18 protein-coding genes and 1 other annotated feature are annotated in these 18,239 nt (G+C 30.8%); of the genes, 3 read left to right on the forward strand and 15 right to left on the reverse strand.

The genetic code is table 11. The features are described from left to right. Positions 1–102: 102 nt before the first annotated feature. The 11 genes from spoVAE to J418_RS0107550 all read right to left on the reverse strand — a co-directional run bounded on the left by spoVAE (position 103) and on the right by J418_RS0107550 (position 11,411). On the reverse strand, positions 103–456 hold the full coding sequence (gene spoVAE / locus J418_RS0107500) for a stage V sporulation protein AE (protein WP_017751593.1): 354 nt from the start codon (positions 454–456) through the stop codon (positions 103–105). Between the two features lie 32 nt (positions 457–488). Further along, positions 489–1,490, reverse strand: coding sequence for a stage V sporulation protein AD (spoVAD, locus tag J418_RS0107505; RefSeq protein WP_017751592.1), 1,002 nt, complete (start codon positions 1,488–1,490; stop codon positions 489–491). A 1-nt stretch (position 1,491) separates the two neighbouring features. Continuing rightward, positions 1,492–1,971: a stage V sporulation protein AC gene (spoVAC, locus tag J418_RS0107510; RefSeq protein WP_017751591.1), complete on the reverse strand. Its 480-nt coding sequence runs from the start codon at positions 1,969–1,971 to the stop codon at positions 1,492–1,494. Between the two features lie 147 nt (positions 1,972–2,118). Continuing rightward, positions 2,119–3,534, reverse strand: coding sequence for an FAD-binding oxidoreductase (locus J418_RS0107515; RefSeq protein WP_017751590.1), 1,416 nt, complete (start codon positions 3,532–3,534; stop codon positions 2,119–2,121). A gap of 49 nt (positions 3,535–3,583) precedes the next feature. After that, the gene (locus J418_RS0107520) at positions 3,584–4,795 is read right to left on the reverse strand and encodes an electron transfer flavoprotein subunit alpha (RefSeq protein ID WP_017751589.1); all 1,212 of its coding nucleotides are present in this window, start codon (positions 4,793–4,795) and stop codon (positions 3,584–3,586) included. 56 nt (positions 4,796–4,851) lie between these two features. After that, the gene (locus J418_RS0107525) at positions 4,852–5,640 is read right to left on the reverse strand and encodes an electron transfer flavoprotein subunit beta/FixA family protein (RefSeq protein ID WP_017751588.1); all 789 of its coding nucleotides are present in this window, start codon (positions 5,638–5,640) and stop codon (positions 4,852–4,854) included. Between the two features lie 57 nt (positions 5,641–5,697). Continuing rightward, a complete protein-coding gene (gene larA, locus J418_RS0107530) occupies positions 5,698–6,972 on the reverse strand; it encodes a nickel-dependent lactate racemase (RefSeq protein WP_017751587.1) in 1,275 nt (424 codons plus the stop codon). A gap of 39 nt (positions 6,973–7,011) precedes the next feature. Further along, positions 7,012–8,538 carry an L-lactate permease gene (locus tag J418_RS0107535; RefSeq protein WP_017751586.1) on the reverse strand — a complete coding sequence of 509 codons (1,527 nt, stop codon included), beginning with the start codon at positions 8,536–8,538 and terminating at the stop codon, positions 7,012–7,014. Positions 8,539–9,214: 676 nt separating this feature from the next. Continuing rightward, a complete protein-coding gene (locus tag J418_RS0107540; RefSeq protein WP_017751585.1) occupies positions 9,215–9,922 on the reverse strand; it encodes a FadR/GntR family transcriptional regulator in 708 nt (235 codons plus the stop codon). Positions 9,923–9,943: 21 nt separating this feature from the next. Then, positions 9,944–10,588: a ribonuclease H-like domain-containing protein gene (locus J418_RS0107545; RefSeq protein WP_017895264.1), complete on the reverse strand. Its 645-nt coding sequence runs from the start codon at positions 10,586–10,588 to the stop codon at positions 9,944–9,946. 97 nt (positions 10,589–10,685) lie between these two features. Next, on the reverse strand, positions 10,686–11,411 hold the full coding sequence (locus tag J418_RS0107550; protein ID WP_017751583.1) for an HAD-IB family hydrolase: 726 nt from the start codon (positions 11,409–11,411) through the stop codon (positions 10,686–10,688). Positions 11,412–11,587: 176 nt separating this feature from the next. Here J418_RS0107550 and J418_RS0107555 point away from each other — a divergent pair, with 176 nt between their 5' ends. The 3 genes from J418_RS0107555 (at position 11,588) to J418_RS16090 (ending at position 13,877) form a co-directional block, all read left to right on the forward strand. After that, the gene (locus J418_RS0107555; RefSeq protein ID WP_017751582.1) at positions 11,588–11,809 is read left to right on the forward strand and encodes a FeoA family protein; all 222 of its coding nucleotides are present in this window, start codon (positions 11,588–11,590) and stop codon (positions 11,807–11,809) included. Between the two features lie 125 nt (positions 11,810–11,934). Then, the gene (gene feoB, locus J418_RS0107560; RefSeq protein WP_017895265.1) at positions 11,935–13,698 is read left to right on the forward strand and encodes a ferrous iron transport protein B; all 1,764 of its coding nucleotides are present in this window, start codon (positions 11,935–11,937) and stop codon (positions 13,696–13,698) included. Between the two features lie 14 nt (positions 13,699–13,712). Continuing rightward, positions 13,713–13,877 (forward strand): FeoB-associated Cys-rich membrane protein, encoded by a 165-nt coding sequence (locus tag J418_RS16090; RefSeq protein ID WP_017751579.1) that lies wholly within the window; start codon positions 13,713–13,715, stop codon positions 13,875–13,877. Between the two features lie 11 nt (positions 13,878–13,888). Here the strand turns inward: J418_RS16090 and J418_RS0107570 are convergent, their stop codons facing one another. The 4 genes from J418_RS0107570 to J418_RS0107585 form a co-directional block, all read right to left on the reverse strand. Then, complete coding sequence (locus J418_RS0107570) at positions 13,889–14,272, reverse strand: CBS domain-containing protein (protein ID WP_017751578.1); 384 nt, start codon at positions 14,270–14,272, stop codon at positions 13,889–13,891. A gap of 28 nt (positions 14,273–14,300) precedes the next feature. After that, the gene (locus J418_RS0107575; protein ID WP_017751577.1) at positions 14,301–15,098 is read right to left on the reverse strand and encodes a ribonuclease H-like domain-containing protein; all 798 of its coding nucleotides are present in this window, start codon (positions 15,096–15,098) and stop codon (positions 14,301–14,303) included. Positions 15,099–15,140: 42 nt separating this feature from the next. Continuing rightward, positions 15,141–16,832, reverse strand: coding sequence for an arginine--tRNA ligase (gene argS / locus J418_RS0107580; protein ID WP_017895266.1), 1,692 nt, complete (start codon positions 16,830–16,832; stop codon positions 15,141–15,143). A gap of 63 nt (positions 16,833–16,895) precedes the next feature. Next, positions 16,896–17,115, reverse strand: a binding site (T-box leader). Between the two features lie 45 nt (positions 17,116–17,160). Continuing rightward, the gene (locus J418_RS0107585) at positions 17,161–18,234 is read right to left on the reverse strand and encodes a polyamine ABC transporter substrate-binding protein (RefSeq protein ID WP_017895267.1); all 1,074 of its coding nucleotides are present in this window, start codon (positions 18,232–18,234) and stop codon (positions 17,161–17,163) included. Between the last annotated feature and the right edge of the window lie 5 nt (positions 18,235–18,239).

The raw sequence follows: 18,239 nt of genomic DNA on the forward strand, positions 1-18,239 counted from the left end.
CTTCTGTTCATAGGTTTTATTTCTTTACTTGATAGATATTATTTTAAAACCTTTTTTATGATTTGTCAACATTATCGATGAAAATTTTTATGTAATAGGCATTTATCCTTTAGATTTAAATAATAAGGAAGCTATAAATCCAAAAATTATAGCAGCAGAAATACCTGCACTTGTTACCTCAAAAGTTCCTGTCAATACACCAATTATACCATATCTTTGAGCCTCCATAAGAGCTCCCTTTACCAATGCATTTCCAAAACTGCTTATTGGAACTGAGGCACCTGCTCCTGCAAATTTTATAAGTGGTTCATATAATCCAAGGCCTCCAAGTATGGCTCCTATAACTACAAAAGTAGTCATAGTATGTGCCGGAGTCAATTTAAATACGTCCATCATTATTTGTCCTATAACACATATGCCTCCTCCTACTAAAAATGCCCAAAGAAATTTTTCCAAAATAATACACCTTCTTTTCAAAACTAATATAATTATTTCTCTATTGAAACAGCATGAGCAATACTAGGTATACTTTCTTTTTGTTGATAGGACATAGGTGACATTAACGCTCCCGTTGCAACTACAAGAATTTTATTTATATTTCCTCTTTCAATTTCCTTTAAAAAGTGTCCATAAGTTACAACTGCTGAACAAGCGCATCCACTGCCACCTGCAAAAACTGGTTGATTGTCATTGTATATAAGCATTCCACAATCCTTAAAACAACCCTCTTTAAAATGAAATCCATCTTGTTCTAAAATTTCTTCTGCTATTTTATGGCCTATTTTTCCCAGATCTCCTGTAACCACAATATCATAATATGAAGGATCCCTATTAAGTTCCTTAAAATGAGTTTCAATAGTATCCACTGCAGCTTGAGCCATTGCCTCTCCCATATTAAATGGATCAGATACACCCATATCCACTACTTTTCCTATTGTTGCTGATGTCACTTTAGGTCCTATTCCTGACTTTCCTAAAACTACTGCTCCAGCTCCTGTTACAGTCCACTGTGCAGTTGGAGGCTTTTGACTTCCATATTCGGTTGGATATCTAAATTGTTTTTCTACTGCTGCATTATGGCTGGATGTACCTGCAAGTACGTATTTTGCAGATTCAGTATCTACCAGTATAGATGCAGTAGCAAGACTTTCCATGGAACTAGAGCAAGCACCAAATACCCCTAAATACGGTATTGAAAGAGTTCTTGCAGCAAAACTGCTAGTTATTATTTGATTCATGAGATCCCCACTTATAAAAAAATTTATATCTTCCTTTTTTACATTTGATTTAGTTATAGCCACATTACAGGCTTCTTCCAATAGTTTTTTTTCAGCTTTTTCAAAACTGTCCTGACCCATCCATATATCATCAAAAAGTCTATCGAACTCAGAACTTAAAGCTCCTCTTGCTTCAAAGGGCCCTCCTACAGCGGAATGTCCTAATATTACAGGATTTGATTGAAAGATAAAAGACTGTCTCCCTGAAAGCATTTTACATACCACCTAACCATTTAATTACTATACTTAATATAGATACTACAAATGCAGAGAACACTCCAAAAGTTATAACGGCTCCCGCAACTTTAAACATATTACTGCCAACCCCAAGAACATATCCTTCTGTTCTATGCTCTATAGCCGCAGAAGCGATTGAATTTGCAAATCCAGTAATAGGAACACTAGTTCCTGCTCCCGCCCATTGGGCAATATGATCAAATACGCCAAATCCCGTTAATAGTGCTGCTATAATTATAAGGATAGCTGAAGCAGGATTTCCTGCAGTTTCATCAGTAAAACTAAAGTATTTTATAAACATGAATTGAAGTGCCTGATCAAATATACATATGAGCCCTCCTATAAGAAAAGCCCTCATACAATTTTTTAATACTCTTCTTTTCGGTATTTTAGTTTCCGCAAATTGCTGAAATTTTTTCTGCTCTGGAGTTAATTTATTATTTTTATTTGAACTCATGATATATGCTGTCTTGTTTTCACAGCTTCCTCCCTTCTTTTGTTTGAATTGATACTAAAAATAGTTTAACCATATATTTTTTTAAATATACGAATAAAAGAGTCTTTGTGAAAGTTCACAAAGACTCTTTTAAGAAACTATATAATTTTATTCGCACACTTTACCTGGATTTAATATATTTTTAGGGTCAAAAGCTAATTTTATATTTTTCATTAATTGCATATAATCATTACCATATTGACGGAATAAATATTTCCTCTTAGCATATCCTATACCATGTTCTCCAGAAACAAGTCCATCTAATTCTTGTGATTTTTTATACATTGCATCAAATACATCACTTAATTTTTTATCCCATTCTGCTTTTGAAAGATCGTCTCTTAAAATATATACGTGAAGATTTCCATCTCCTGCATGTCCAAAGCTTCTTATTCTTATATTGAACTGCTTTTGAGCATCATTTGTAAATTTAACAAACTCAGCCACTTTATTTCTTGGAACTACAACATCACATTCGTCCATTTCTGTAGTAGTTGCCTTAACTGCTTCAAGGAATGCTCCCCTTGCAGACCATACTGCTTCTTTTCTTTCATCAGTATCTGAAATATATACATCAAGAGCTCCTTCTTCTAAGCATATATCTGCAACTTTTTCATAATCTGACTCTATTTGTTCTTTACTGTTTCCATCAAAAGTAAGTAACAAATATGCATCCGATGAATTGTCCGGGAATTTTTTACCTAAGAATTCTTCTGCTGCAAGTATAACTTCTCTTTGCATGAATTCTATAGCCGTTGGTATTGATTTTGACTTTATTATCTTAGGAACTGTATTTATAGCTTTTTCCAAATTAGGGAATGGTACTAAAAGACTTATTGCCTTTTTTGGAAGAGGAAGAAGCTTTAATATAGCTTTTGTAATAATTCCAAGAGTTCCCTCAGATCCACATATAATATCTTTTATACTATATCCTGAACTGTTCTTTACAACTTTTCCTCCAGCCTCTATAACTTTACCATTTGGCAATACTACTTCAAGTCCTCTTACATAATCTCTTGTTACACCATATTTAACCGCTCTCATTCCACCTGCATTAGTACTTATATTTCCACCTATAGTAGCTGATTTTTCACCTGGATCTGGTGGGTAAAACAAGTCATGATCTTCTACAAATTTAGCTATTTCCATAAGCAGTACGCCAGGTTCTACTGTTAAAGTAAGATTTTCTTCATCTAACTCAACTATTTTATTCATCTGAGTTAAATTTATCATTATTCCTCCTTCAACCGGAACGGATGACCCAACAAGTCCTGTTCCTGATCCCCTTCCTACAACTGGAATGGTATTCTCATAAGCATAAGCCATTATCTTTGAAACTTCTTCTGTAGTTAAAACATTAACTACTGCATCAGGATATTTGCTAACTCCTCCTAATTCATCGTGGCTAAAATCATCATTTATGTCCTTACCGGTAAAAACCCTATCTTCTCCTAGTAAATCCTTTAAAAATTTTATATCTTTGTCATCCAATTTTTTATATTGTTTAGTATATGTTAATTCCATATTAATAACCTCCAAACTAAATTTTTAGTTAAAATCTTCATGCCGGATTTTACATCACCTTACATTGAACACCTTGATCATTTTTTATATCTTCTATAAGTTTTGGTATTACTTCATATAAATCTCCTATTATACCATAATGAGCTACATTAAATATAGAAGCTTTAGGGTCGTTATTTATGGAAACTATAACGTCTGAATTATTCATTCCAGCAGCAAATTGAACTGCTCCTGATATACCACAAGTTATTATAAGTTTTGGTTTAACTGTTCTTCCACTAAGTCCAATCTGAAGCTTTGCATCAGCCCAACCAGCTTCTACTAGCGGTCTGGTTACTGCTACTTGAGCTCCGAGTAAATCTGCAAGTTCTTTTATCATGTCCATATCTTTTTCAGATTTAACACCTCTACCAACTGCAACTATAACATCTGCATCTGAAATTCCTACTTCAACTTCTTTCTTAGTTACTTTTAGTACGTCAATTCCAGACTTAAACTTGTTTTTGTCCATATATTCTACATTTATTTTTCCAGAAATTTCATCTGATCTACAAGGTGCATCCATAACTTTATATCTTACAGTAGCAAGCTGTGGTCTGTGGTTAGGATTAACTATTTGTGCCATTATATTACCACCGAAAGCAGGTCTTATTTGTACTAAATCTGTATTTTCCTTCATATCAAGTATTGTACAGTCAGCTGTAAGTCCAGTTCTAAATCTAGCTGCAACTCTTGGTGCAAGAGATCTTCCAACTGTTGTTGCTCCAACAAGCAATGTTCCTGGTTTTACTTTATTTATGAAATCTTCCATAGCTGCAGTATAAGGTTCTATCCTGAAATCTTTAAGTTCTTCATAATCATATACAAATACTTCATCAACTCCATAATGAAGAAGTTCCTGTGCTTTGTCCTTTATATTGTATCCTACAAATACAGCATATACAGGTTGTTTTATCTTACCAGCAAGTTCTCTTGCTTTTCCTATAAGTTCATAAGTAACTGGATGTATATCACCCTCTACGTGATCTACATACACTGCTACACCTTTCCAAAGACTTTTATCTATCTGCTCAACTTTATCTTCTACAAACTCCATTACGCCTTTAGGACCTTTTTTAACACAGAGCCTGCACATTTTACATGCTGCAGTAACTTCAATCTTTCCATTTTTCTCTTCCATAGCTCCAAAAGGACATATATTAACCAATTCTTTTATAATTTCTGGATTTAATTTTTCTTCATGAACTACCAATCTACCCATATTAATTCCTCCTAAATTTATAAATATTTATAATTTATGATTTGTACTGAGTTTTATTAAACAAATTTAAGTTCTTTAAGTTTGCTCTCCAATCTATCAGCAAGTTCCTCTCCAGTACCTTCCCATTTTTCCTGGTCAGTATTTACTTCTGGTGGAAATATTCTTTCAACTTGTGTTGGTGAACCATTAAGTCCATATTTATTTTCATCTTTATCTTCAAAATCTTTTAGAGCCAACATTCCAACTTTTCTATCCTTAGTTTCTAATTTCTTCTTGTAAGATGGAAGCCTTGGTTGATATATATCTTTTTCTACTGTCAAAAGACAAGGAAATTTTACATCTGCTATCTCTACTGTATTAGGCATATCCATTTTAACAACTATAGATTTATCTTTAACTTCTTCAATGCTCAATACGTTAGCTATATGAGGCATTCCAAGATATTCTGCCATCTCAGGTCCTACTTGTGCAGTATCTCCATCGGTAGTCTGCTTTCCACAAAGTATTAAGTCTACATGTCCCATTTTTCTTATACCTTGAGATATAGTATAAGATGTTGCCAATACATCTGCTCCTGCGAACTTTCTATCTGATAAAAGTGTCCCTTCATCTGCACCCATCATATAAGCTTCTTTTATTACATCTGCAGCTTGTGGTGGTCCCATGCTGATTACTTTTATTGTTCCACCTTTTTCAGCTCTGATTCTAAAAGCAGTTTCAAGTGCAAATAGATCATATGGATTCATCTTAGAATCTATTCCATCCCTCTTTAATACACCTGTTACTGGATCAACTTCAACTTTTGATGTTCCTGGAACTTGTTTTATACATACTAATATATCCATTTAAACTACCTCCAAAAATTTATTTTTTATGTGAATGTTATAAAATCAGTTGAATGATTAACTTACAATTACAGCAACTCCATCTGGTATAACTGCTACTTTAGCATCTTTACCCATAATGTCATAAGCTTTATTTAATGCTTCTTCAAAAGTGTTTGCCTGCTGCATGTGCATATTTTTTATGAGTTTTGGATCACACATATCAGTTACCATAATGACAGTATGCTTGTCTAATATTCTTGCCAATATTTGAGATTCCCATTGATCTGGTACTGTTTCATTTCTTGGCACTTTAGAAACTTCATCCAAATATTCTCTAGGAGATTTAGCATTAGCTAGGTTTTTATAAAATCCCTCTCCTCCATGTCCATCATTACATGCAGCCACCATTATAATTACTCCACCATCTTTACATGTAGCCTCAGCTGCTGTCATTCCTTTAACTGACTGATATATATTTTGATCTAATGGATATCCTCCATTAGTAGAAATAGCAATATCTGATTCAACCTTATTTACTTTAGATAAATTCAAAACAAATTTGCAACCATCTTCATGAGCTAGTTTGCTATGTCCTGCAAAAGCATTTATTATTTTTTTATTTCCATCTATAACTACATTTATTATAAAAGCTAATTTTGCTTTTTCTGCTGCATACAGCATATCCTTATGGATAGGATTGTTTTCCAATTTTCCAGTTCTAGAATATGGACTTGCTATAAATTCAGCACAGTGATTTGCCATGACAGTTTTTGCAGAAGCTATTCCGGGAAGTATGCTTTTTCTACCTCCTGAAAATCCGGCAAAGAAATGTGATTCTATAAAACCTTCTGCAATTAATAATTCTGTCTCTACTGCAGTCTTGTTAATTATAAGTTCACCTCCAGATGGAAGAGTTCCTATTTTAACTAAACTTTTATTATCACGGGAATCATGTATTATTATATTTTCATTTTTTACTATTTCTTCTCCGAATTTATTTATAAGTTCTTCCCTAGTAGTAAGTCTATGAAATCCTGTAGCAATCAAAATTTTTATATCAATATTAGGATTAACTTTTCTTATTCTCTTTAAAAGTATTGGCATTATAATTTTGCTTGGAACCGGTCTCGTATGGTCACTGCTTATTATAACCATATTTTTCTTGTTTTTAACTAAATCCTCCAATTTTGGAGAACCAATTGGATTATCCAATGCTCTTTCAACTATTTCAGATTCAGTAAGATTAGTTTTATAATCTTCTGCCTTAGACTCAAGGACTGTAGAAAGATTCTTGTCATCTATTTCTATATCAATTAACTTTTTATTATAAGGTAATCTTATATTAGCCACTATAAACTTCCCCTCTCACTCTAATATAATTTTCATAAATTATCTAAATCCAAATATAGGTCCGGCAAAGTATGCCATAATACCTAAAACGACTACATAAACTATGCAAAACTTTAAAGTAGAATTCAATATCTTACCTTCTGAACCAACAAGTCCTGTAGCCGCTGTTGCTACAGCTATACTTTGAGGTGATATCATCTTTCCAGCTGTTGCTCCACCTGTATTTGCTGCTGCAAGCCAGAATTCATTTAGATGAAGTGATCTTGCTACTTCTACTTGCAATCCACCAAACAACACGTTAGCTGATGTATCACTACCAGTTACAAATGTTCCAAGTGCACCTATTATAGGAGCAATAAGAGGATAATAACCTCCAGTTATAACAACTAAAACTGCTGATATGGATTTTATCATTCCACTGTAACCCATTACTTTAGCCAGTGCAACTATTGCGACTATAGTAATAGCAGACTTGTACATTTGCTTAAATGTATTTCCCAATACTCCAGCTATTTCACCAAACTTAGCACCTTGAATAAGTCCACCAATGAATGTGGCTATTATAATAAGTGTACCTGGTGTAGATACCCAACTAAATACATATGGTGCTGCACCTTTTCCTGAATAAATTTGTACCGATGTCTTTATTGAAGATAATGCTTTGTTTATCGGTGGGAAAAGTGCACTACTAAGTATTACAAATACAAATACTAATATAAATGGAAGCCATGCTAAAACAGCTTTCTTGACTGGTATCTTCTCAGAATCCTTCGAAGCTGTATTTTTATAGAATACCTTGGCAACTCCTATAGTTACTGCCATACAAATTACAGAACCAAGTATTGCTGGAAGTTCAGCTCCTAAATATTTTGCTGCAAATACCTGTGGAAGAGCAAACGAAATACCTGAGGCCAGTGATATTCCCAAAACACCTTTTATTGCCTTAACGCTTTTACCCGTAAGCATTACAAGTATAATTGGAACAACAATAATCAAAAGTGACAATTGAAGACCTACAGCATAGCTAAGTTGTGTAACATCAATATTGGCAACCTTTGCAAGAGTTGTTACCGGAATTCCTATAGCTCCAAAAGCAGTAGGAGTTGTATTGGCAATCAAACATATAATTGCTGCAAAAATAGGATCAAATCCAAGAGCTGCAAGTATACTAGCCGGTATGGCAACTGCTGTACCGAAACCTGCTATTGCCTCCATAAATCCACCAAATGCCCAAGCTAAAATAAGTACCAATATTCTTCTATCAGTAGTAATGTTTGTCATCATTTTTTTGATTACATCCATACTTTTAGTATAAACTGAAAGATTATAAGTGAACACTGCAGCTATAATTACAATTATAATAGGCCATAACGCAAGTGCTAATCCTTCTACTGCTGCAGTAATAGCATCAAATGCTGGCATTTTCCATAAAATTATTGCCAATAATATAGTAACTATTAATCCAATAGGACAGGCTTTATGTCCTGGCATTTTTAAAACACCTAGAGAAACCATCAACCATACTATAGGTATTAATGCAATAAAAAATAACAAGTACATATTCATCTTTATTCCCCCCAAATCTTTAATATGGTACTATGGTAGTACCACCTTTTCTTTAAGTCTAGCACAGTTCTTGGGGTATTTCTATAATTGTTTTTTTATTAACATCGTTTTCACAGCCTGTGTTTCTCCTATAGAATAGAGTTTAATAACGTTTACATAGATTTTTGCTTCATAAAATTTTTTTATTTTTTCTGTAAAAAGTATTATAAGGCTATATATTTGTTAAAATATTAACGAATGTATTTTAACAAATTATCTCATATTCCAAAGCTAAACTTTAAAAACTTGCTGCGGGAAATAAAGTATCTTTATTTAATTATCAAGTCTGCAAATTTTATTACAAAGGATTTGGTATGATGGTATTACCAGCTCCTTCATGTATATAGTATCATACATTTTATAATATTTCTATAATAGTTATAAAGATAACACTTTTAAAATGTTATTTTGTCTTTAAATGTCAAATGAAAATATTTTCAATTAATACTATACTTTTTATGTATCATTATATAGTCCAGTGATTCATCTTAATTTATATTTTAAATTTTTCCAAACGATAATTGATATGATTTATCATTTGATAATCGGCATGAAAAATAAAACATCTAATTTTAAAATATATATGTTAAAATACTCTTAATGGTATACATGTTAAAATTAAATGATATATTTTTAACTATTTATTGACGGTTCTCCTCATGTATTCATTAGTGAAATCTAAATGCTTCTTCATCTCTTCGGAAGCTCTAACTTCATCGCCATCCCTTATTGCCTCATATATCAATTCATGTTGATTTGCAAGAACTATAACATTTTCTTCATCAACTAATATTTTCTTTCTAGCATCTTTTAAAAAAGAATCCATAAGTGACGACATTGCATTTAATATATTCACTATAAGTAAATTTCCAGAAGCCTTTGCAATTTTATAGTGAAACTCCTTGTCAAATCTAACATTATCTTCTTCATTTCTGCAAACTTTAAAAGCATCTGCAATATCTTTTAATCCTTTAAGTTCAGATTCATTTATTTTTTTTGCAGCAAGTACTACTGTACCTGTTTCTATTATTTTTCTAACATCAAGTATTTCTTCAGGATTATTTTTCTGAAGCATATACATTATGGATATAGGTTCCAAGAGTGTATTCTCAAAGTTCTGATTTATAAAATTTCCTTCTCCCTGTCTGCATTCTATAAGCCCCATAATTTGTAAAGATCTTATAGCTTCCCTTACAGAAGTTCTACTTACTTCCAAATGTTCTACCAATTCTCTTTCAGACGGAAGTCTATCACCTTTTTTCAAGGTACCATCAACAATCATACTTTTTATTTGATCTATTACTTGTTCATAAACTTTTGTACTTTTTATTGGACGAAAAACCATAATCAAGCTCCCCCTATTCTGTTAATTTTTAAATACACTTTTCCAATTTACATAAATATCAAACAAACTTACTACATCCTGTTCATTATATAATAGTATTTTTTCTTTTTTCTTCTCGGGCATTCTATTTATATAATCATTATCCTTTACTATTTTACTAAAAGTCTTTGCTAAATTAGATCCACTTATAACTTCGCTTTCTCTTACAATCCCAAATTCCTTTTCCAATGCTTTTAAACCAATCGAAGAATGAATCTCTTTTTCATATTGCCTTTGTAAATCAATATGAAAAAAGTGTTCATTTATATCAAAATCTAATTTGTACTTCTTAAAAAGATAATTTATAACAGTAAAATCATTATTGCCTGAAAAAGTAACAATATACCTTTTACCATTGTTCCACATATTTATAAAATAATCTTCAGCCATCTTCAATATTGATTTTGCATCAGTTTTATTCTCTATCATATATTGAGTAACTTTTAACTCTTCAATATCCTTATCATAGAAACAGCATCCAAATACTCCTATACATATTGGTTTCTTATATATATAATGTTCTAAGTCAAAAAATAAAGCGTCTTTAAAAACACTTAATCCCTTAATTTCCAGGGCCTTTTGAGCTGAAGGCTGCTTGATAAATATACTATCATATTTTTTTATCACTTTACCACTCTTTTCTAAGTCTTTTACTATACATACCTTACATTATATCATCTTTAAATATTAAGCTGATAAATTCACTTTAAAAAAACATCAAAATTTAGATTGAATTTATATGTGAAGGATTCAAACGATATATCATATCCTTTCTCTCTATGACTATAGTTATTTTATCTTTTAGAGCTTCATTATTGACTGCTTCTCTTACAAGTTCTCTAGTAGGATTCACACAAACAGGATGACCTACTAATCTTAACATGTCAAAATCACCAGCAGTATCTCCATAACTGTAACTCTCCTGTAAATTTATGTCATACTTTTTTGCTAGTTTATTTATAGAATTCATTTTACTTTTGCTATCCCACATTGGAATAACTTCTCCAGTGTATATATTATTACTATCAATAATATATTTTGCTCCTATACAATCATCAAATCCATATTTTTTAGACATTTCCCTAACTAATTCTATTGGGCTTCCAGATATAGTTATTATTTTATGTCCATTTTTTTTATGCCATTTTATCCTATCCCTAGTATAAGTATATACCCTATCCCCTTTTTGCTGTATAACATTTCTTGCAATAAATTCTACTTGAGACTTGTGGAGTCCTTTTATGGCTTCTATATAAATATCTGCCATTTTTAATAAGTAATTATCATAATTTCCCTGTCTTTTATCCCATTTTTCATATTCAGGTTTTACTTCTTTATACCATCTATCTGGTGGTATAATTTCATATTTTACAAGTTTTTTAAATACTTCTGTCATAAGTCCTTCCCTATAAAGTGTTCCATCTATATCAAAAAATGCTACTTTTACCATCATATTTCTCTCCCTTTTCCTATTTAATTCAAGATAATTAATATATAATATTCTATCATAAATAATATGTGCTTTTAAGTAGAATATATAATTGACACATTATTATAAAGATGTTATCATACAATTAGGAAATTGATAATGGATTTCATTGTAAATTGATACTTGAGGTGATCTAAATGAATATTTGTGATTTAAAACCAGGTCAAAAAGCAATAATAAAAAGCATATGTTGTGATGAAAAATTGACTAAAAGGCTTTTGGCTCTTGGTTGCATAGAAGGAACTAGTTTAAGTTTGGAAAGATCTGCTCCTTTAGGAGATCCATTAGTTATAAACTTAAGAGGGTTCAATTTAGCTATTCGCAAAAAGGATGCAGAAAATATTTCAATTACAGCTTAATTCCAAAAATTAAATGAACATTTTAAGCATGTTAATAAATGCCATGGTAAATAATGTGAGTTTTTTATTATTACCATGGTATTTTGTACTGTAATTAATTAACAACAAAAATCAGGAGGTAAAATATGATTACGACAGCTCTGTTAGGCAATCCTAATGTAGGGAAAACTTCTTTGTTTAATCATTTAACTGGCTCAAATCAATATGTAGGTAATTGGCCTGGAGTAACAGTGGAGAAAAAGGAAGGATATTTTAAAAATATAAGAATTGTAGATTTGCCTGGAATATATGCAATGGATACTTACTCCAATGAAGAAAAAGTGTCTAAAAACTTTTTAATGAATGAAAATCCAGATGTAATAATAAATATAGTAGATGCTTCTAACTTGGATAGAAATTTATATCTTACTACCCAGCTTAAACAATTCCATAAACCAATATTATTGGTTTTAAATATGATGGATGTAGCACATTCCAATGGATTACATATTGACCTAAAAAAATTGGAGCATGAACTTGGAGTAATTGTAGTACCAATAATAGCTACCAAGAAAAAAGGTATTGATACTCTTAAAGATATATTAATAAACAATAAATTTACATATGATCAAGCTACTGAAAATAGTTTTAATTTCGAAACTGAAAAGCAGGCTTATTCTTTTATAAATAATGTGTTAAACAAATGTACTACTAAAACAAAAAGTGAATCTAATTCATATACTAAAATTATAGATAAAATTGTACTGAATAAATTTCTAGCTTATCCAATATTTTTAATTACACTTTTTTTGATTTTCAAATTTACCTTTAGTTGGGTTGGACAACCAGCGTCAGATGCATTTGACAGTCTTTTATCGAATATTTTAACACCTTATTTAAAAGGGCTGCTTGCAAGTACAAGCCCTTGGTTTAGTTCTCTTTTGATAGATGGTATATTAGCTGGTGTCGGATCAGTTATAGTATTTTTCCCTATAATATTCTGTCTATTTTTAGGCATATCCTTTTTAGAAGACAGCGGTTATATGGCTAGAGGAGCCCTTATAATGGACAAACTTATGAGGAGAATGGGTCTTTCAGGCAAAGCATTTATTCCTCTCATAGTAGGATTTGGATGTTCAGTTCCGGGAATTATGTCCTCCAGGACTTTGGAAAGTGAAAAGGATAGAAAATTAACTGCCCTTTTAATACCACTTATGTCCTGTAATGCAAGGCTTCCAATATATGCTTTGTTTGCATCAGCCTTTTTCATAGGGCATCAAACTGAAGTAGTGTTTTCCCTATATATATTTGGAATAGCTTTCGCTTTTATAATAGGACTTTTATTTAAAAACACCATCTTTAGAAAAGATGAAGAACCTTTTATTATAGAACTTCCGAAATATAATATTCCAGAATTTAAAAATTTGCTATTTCATACATGGGAAAAAGCAAAAGGATTTTTAAGAAAAGCTGGAACTATAATATTTTCTATGTCTGTTTTAATATGGTTTTTATCAAACTTCAATTTTACTGGTATGGTTTCTATGGATAAGAGTATTTTATTTTATATAGGTAATTTTATAAGTCCTATATTTTCTCCAATGGGATATGGCTCATGGCAAACCTCAGTATCACTTATTGCTGGGTTGATGGCTAAAGAAATTGTAATTGGAACTATGGGGATTATATATGGACATAATTTAACCTCAATTTTGCCACAACATTTTACTTCAATTTCAGCTTATGCATTTTTAGTATTTGTTCTTCTATATACTCCATGTATATCTGCAATATCTACTATGAAAAAAGAGTATGGTGGCAAAATGGCTATATTTTCTATAACATATCAGCTTATACTCGCGTGGATAGTCTCTTTTATAGTGTTTAGAATTGGTTCTCTTATATTTTAATGGAGTGATATAAAATGATAGAAATATTAATAACAATAGTTATCGTTGCAGTTGCTATATGTATACTCATAAACAGTATAAAGAAAAAATCTAAAGGTGGTGGATGCAGCTGTGGATGTAATTCTTGTAAATCAAAGCTTTATAGATGTACAAAAAAACATATAGACAAATCACATTAAAAAAATCCAGCTTATTTGCTGGATTTTTTTATAATGTAATCAATAATATCTTCAATAGAAATAATTCCCTCTACTATTAAATCATCATCCACTACTGGAATTGCAATTATATTATTTTCTCTCAATCTTTTAGCTGCAGAAATTATAGCCTCATCTTTATGTGCCGTTATTACCTGTTTTGACATTACCCATTCTACCGGGCAAGTATCAAAGTGACCTTCTTCCATCAAAAATCTATATATATCAGCTTTTACTATCATTCCTACCAACTTACCATTTTCATTTATTACAGGTGCTCCATTTATTTTGTGTTCATGCATTATATTTAGTGCTTTACTTAATATATCAGTATCTTTTATTCTAACTATATCAGAACGCATTATATCACTAATCAAATCAATCAACTCCTTTATAAATATTTGTCTAATAGCTGTTGTTTGAAATATCCGTTATTTTTTCTGGATCTTTTCCACCCTTTAGTATATAGTCTATCGTCCTTGATGCAGATTTTTTTGACATTTTATTTATTTCAAAATCAAGCTGAATATTATTCCTAGTCAAAAGGCTTGTCAAAAATTTAAGCTGCTTATGTGTAATTATATCAGATCTTACAAGAGAGTCATTATTTTGAATTTTATATATAAATTCATGTATTTTAGGAAGATTTAGTACATCTTCATAATTATGAAGCATTATAGTATCTTCCAACTTTTCATCATTAGTACTCAAAAACTGCTTGTATAAATCTACGCTGATTCCTCCATCTATATGATCTTTTCTTTGTACACCTATATACTTTTCCACTGTTTTCAAATTACATCTTTCCATACCCAATTGTTTATAATAAGGCCTTATAAGTCTATACAGATCTATATGTTTCTTAGGCGGTTCAAAAAATATATTTTCCTTTATCATTCTTTCACAAATAAATGGCTCATCAAAGGCTATTCCATTATAAGAACACCAGTTTTCATACTTTAAAACATCACTTCCAAAACTATACAGGACTTCCCCTTCATCTTCCAAATTTTCAGCAAAATATTGCTTTATAGAAAATTTATTATAATCTATAAAATTTCCAAAAGATATAAGAATTATATTATCCTTGTTTTTATCAAATCCTGTAGTTTCTATATCAAAATAAGCTACATTTTTCATGTTATACGTATTAAATACTTTTTCAGGAATATTTAATACTGTATCATATTTTTTAGTAAACATAATTACCTCCAAACTCACTAATATAAGTAGAATAAATTACAGTTACATTTTTTCCACTACCTGTATACCAAGCAAGTTAAGTGCATTTTTTATTACCTGACAGGAAGCTTCCACAAGATTAAGTCTGAAATTTCTTGTATTGTCATCTTCCGTATTAAGTATACTACAAGAATTATAGAATTTATTAAAAGCTTTTGCAACCTCTATTACATATCTAGTTACCATAAATGGCTCTAATTTATTTATTGCATTTAGTACATGCAAATTAAATTCAGAAAGAATTTTTACAAGGTTGAATTCTTCAAATGAATTTATGTCAATATAATTCATTTCTCTATCGAAATCCCCTGCTTTTCTTATTATGCTCTTTCCTCTCGCATAACTGTACTGAACATAAGGACCTGTTTCACCATCAAAACTCAACATCTCATCCCAGTCGAAAATTATATCTCTTTCCCTATTGTTCTTTAAATAAGTAAATATTATAGCACCTATTCCTATCTTCTTTGCCACTTCTGTCTTGCTCTCAAGTTTAGGATTTTTTTCTTTTATTATTTTAAGAGTAGTCTCAACAGACCTATCCAACAAATCTTCTAAAAAGATAACATCACCCTTTCTAGTAGACAATTTCTTATTTGCAAATTTGACCAATCCAAATCCAACATGTTTACAAGAATCAGCCCAATTTTTTCCCATAAGTTTTAATGTAGTAAATACCTGTTTAAAGTGCAGTGACTGATCCATTCCAACTACATATATACACTTGTCAAAATCATAAGTTTTCTTTCTATATATTGCAGCTGCCAAATCTCTGGTTGCATATATGGTTGCTCCATCTGACTTTCTTATTATACAAGGCGGCATATTATAATCATCCAGCATTACAACTTTAGCACCATTACTTTCTTTTAAAAGTCCACATTTGTCAATTTCTTCTATTACGGAATCCATCTTATCAGTATAAAAACTTTCACCTGCATAAGAATCAAATTCAACTCCTAATTCTTCATAAACTTTGTTGAACTTTTCCAAACTCATGTCTTTAAATTTTTTCCATAGTTCAACTTCCTCTTTATTTCCATCTTCTAATTTTTTGAAATACATTCTTCCCTTGTCTTCAAGAGAAGGATCTTTCTCTGCTTCTTCGTGAAATTTTACATATATTCTCAACAATTCTTTTATAGGATCTTTTTTTAAAGCTTCTTCATCACACCAAAGCTTATATGCACATATTAGTTTTCCAAATTGAGTTCCCCAATCTCCCAAATGATTTATTCTAGTACAATTATAACCTTGAGAACTCATCATTTTATAAAGGGAATTTCCTATGGCAGTACTAAAAAGATGCCCTACATGAAATGGTTTAGCAATATTGGGAGATGAAAATTCTATAACTACATTTTTCCCATTTCCAACAGATGATTTTCCATAACTATCACCTTCGGATAAAATTTTGTTTAAAGTGTCTTTTGCAAAAATACTCTTATCTACAAAGAAATTAAGATAAGGTCCTAAGTTTTCTATTTTTTCAAAATATTTATTATCAATTTTTTCCTTTAGTTCGCTGGCTATTATGTTAGGTGCCTTTTTATATATTTTAGCTAGCTGAAAACAAGGGAATGCATAATCTCCCATGTCAGACTTAGGTGGTATTTCAATAATTCTTTCTATATCCTTCAATTCTAAATTTAAGTTTTCTTTTAATCTCTCTGCAATTATTTTTTTATAATCCATATTATTATAACTCAACTCCTGATTTCATAAATTTTACAACAAAAAAGATTCATCTTCTTTATTCAAAGAGACGAATCTTTCGCGGTACCACTCTAATTGATAGCAAGCTATCCACTTTCAACTTTAACGCAGTCAACGACTCACTTTTTATTTGAATACTCAAATATTCTTCATAAGTTCCTAAGAGACTCTCTTTCTCTTTAATATATTGTAGACTTTCACCATTTTCTACTCGCTTAAAATAAGACTTTAAAGATACTCGTTTCTCAATCATAGGCTCAGTTATTATTTATTATATTACCCTAACATATATATTGTCAATACAAAATTACTGTTGTTTAAATTCTGACCATATTCTATCATAAGTTTTAGTTGCACTTCCTACATCTTTAAATCTTTCTGCTCTTTTAAGTTCTGCATCGGGTATATACACTGCTTTATTATTCAAGTATTCTTTAGACATATACTGTTTAGCTGCTTTGTTCGTATTTACATATTCATTTGAAGTTGTTGCCTCATTACTTATTTTACCATTCAGCATAAAGTTTATAAATTTTTCTGCATTTTCCTTATGAGGTGCTTTAACAGGTATTATAAAATTATCTTCCTCAGAATTCATTCCTTCTTCAGGGTAAACTATCTTGAATTTTGGATTGGCTTTAACTGCTGCTGATGCCTGAGAACCATACATATATCCTACACTTACATCTCCATTTATCAAACTGTTATGAGGAGTATCTGCATCAAAAACTTTTACATTTGGCTTTAATTTTTTTAATTCTTCACTTGCCTGATTCAATTTTTTAGAATCTGTTTCATTCATAGAATAACCTAATTTTTTAAGTGTCATACCTATTACTATTCTTGGGTCATCTACTAATACAATTGAATCTTTCAATTGTGGATTCCAAAGATCCTTGTATCCCTTTATGTCAATTTTGACTTTTTCAGGATTGTAAACTATCATCTGGGTACCAAGTGTATAAGGTATAGAATATTTATTTTGTTTATCATAATCCTGAGCCAAAAATTGAGGATCTACATTTTTATAATTTGGTATGTTCTTTTTATCTATTGGCTGCATCAAAATTTCTTTTTGTTTTGACATAACTTCAATAATATAATCACTGCATATGACTACATCATATTGAGAACCTTTAGTAGCTTGAAGTTTTGCAAGCATTTCTTCGTTAGTCGAGAAATTACTATAATTTACTTTTATGCCAGTTTGCTTCTCAAATTGTTTTACTACAGAATCAGGAACATAATTTGCCCATGTAAATATATTAACTACTTTGTCACTACTTTGAGTTGATTTTTGTGATCCACATGCTGCAAATGATAAAATTAAAAATACCATTGCTGCACATACACTTAAAGATCTCATTAATTTATTCTTCATAATTT

Origin of the sequence: Clostridium tyrobutyricum DSM 2637 = ATCC 25755 = JCM 11008 (assembly GCF_000359585.1) — a bacterium.
Lineage (GTDB): Bacteria > Bacillota > Clostridia > Clostridiales > Clostridiaceae > Clostridium_B > Clostridium_B tyrobutyricum.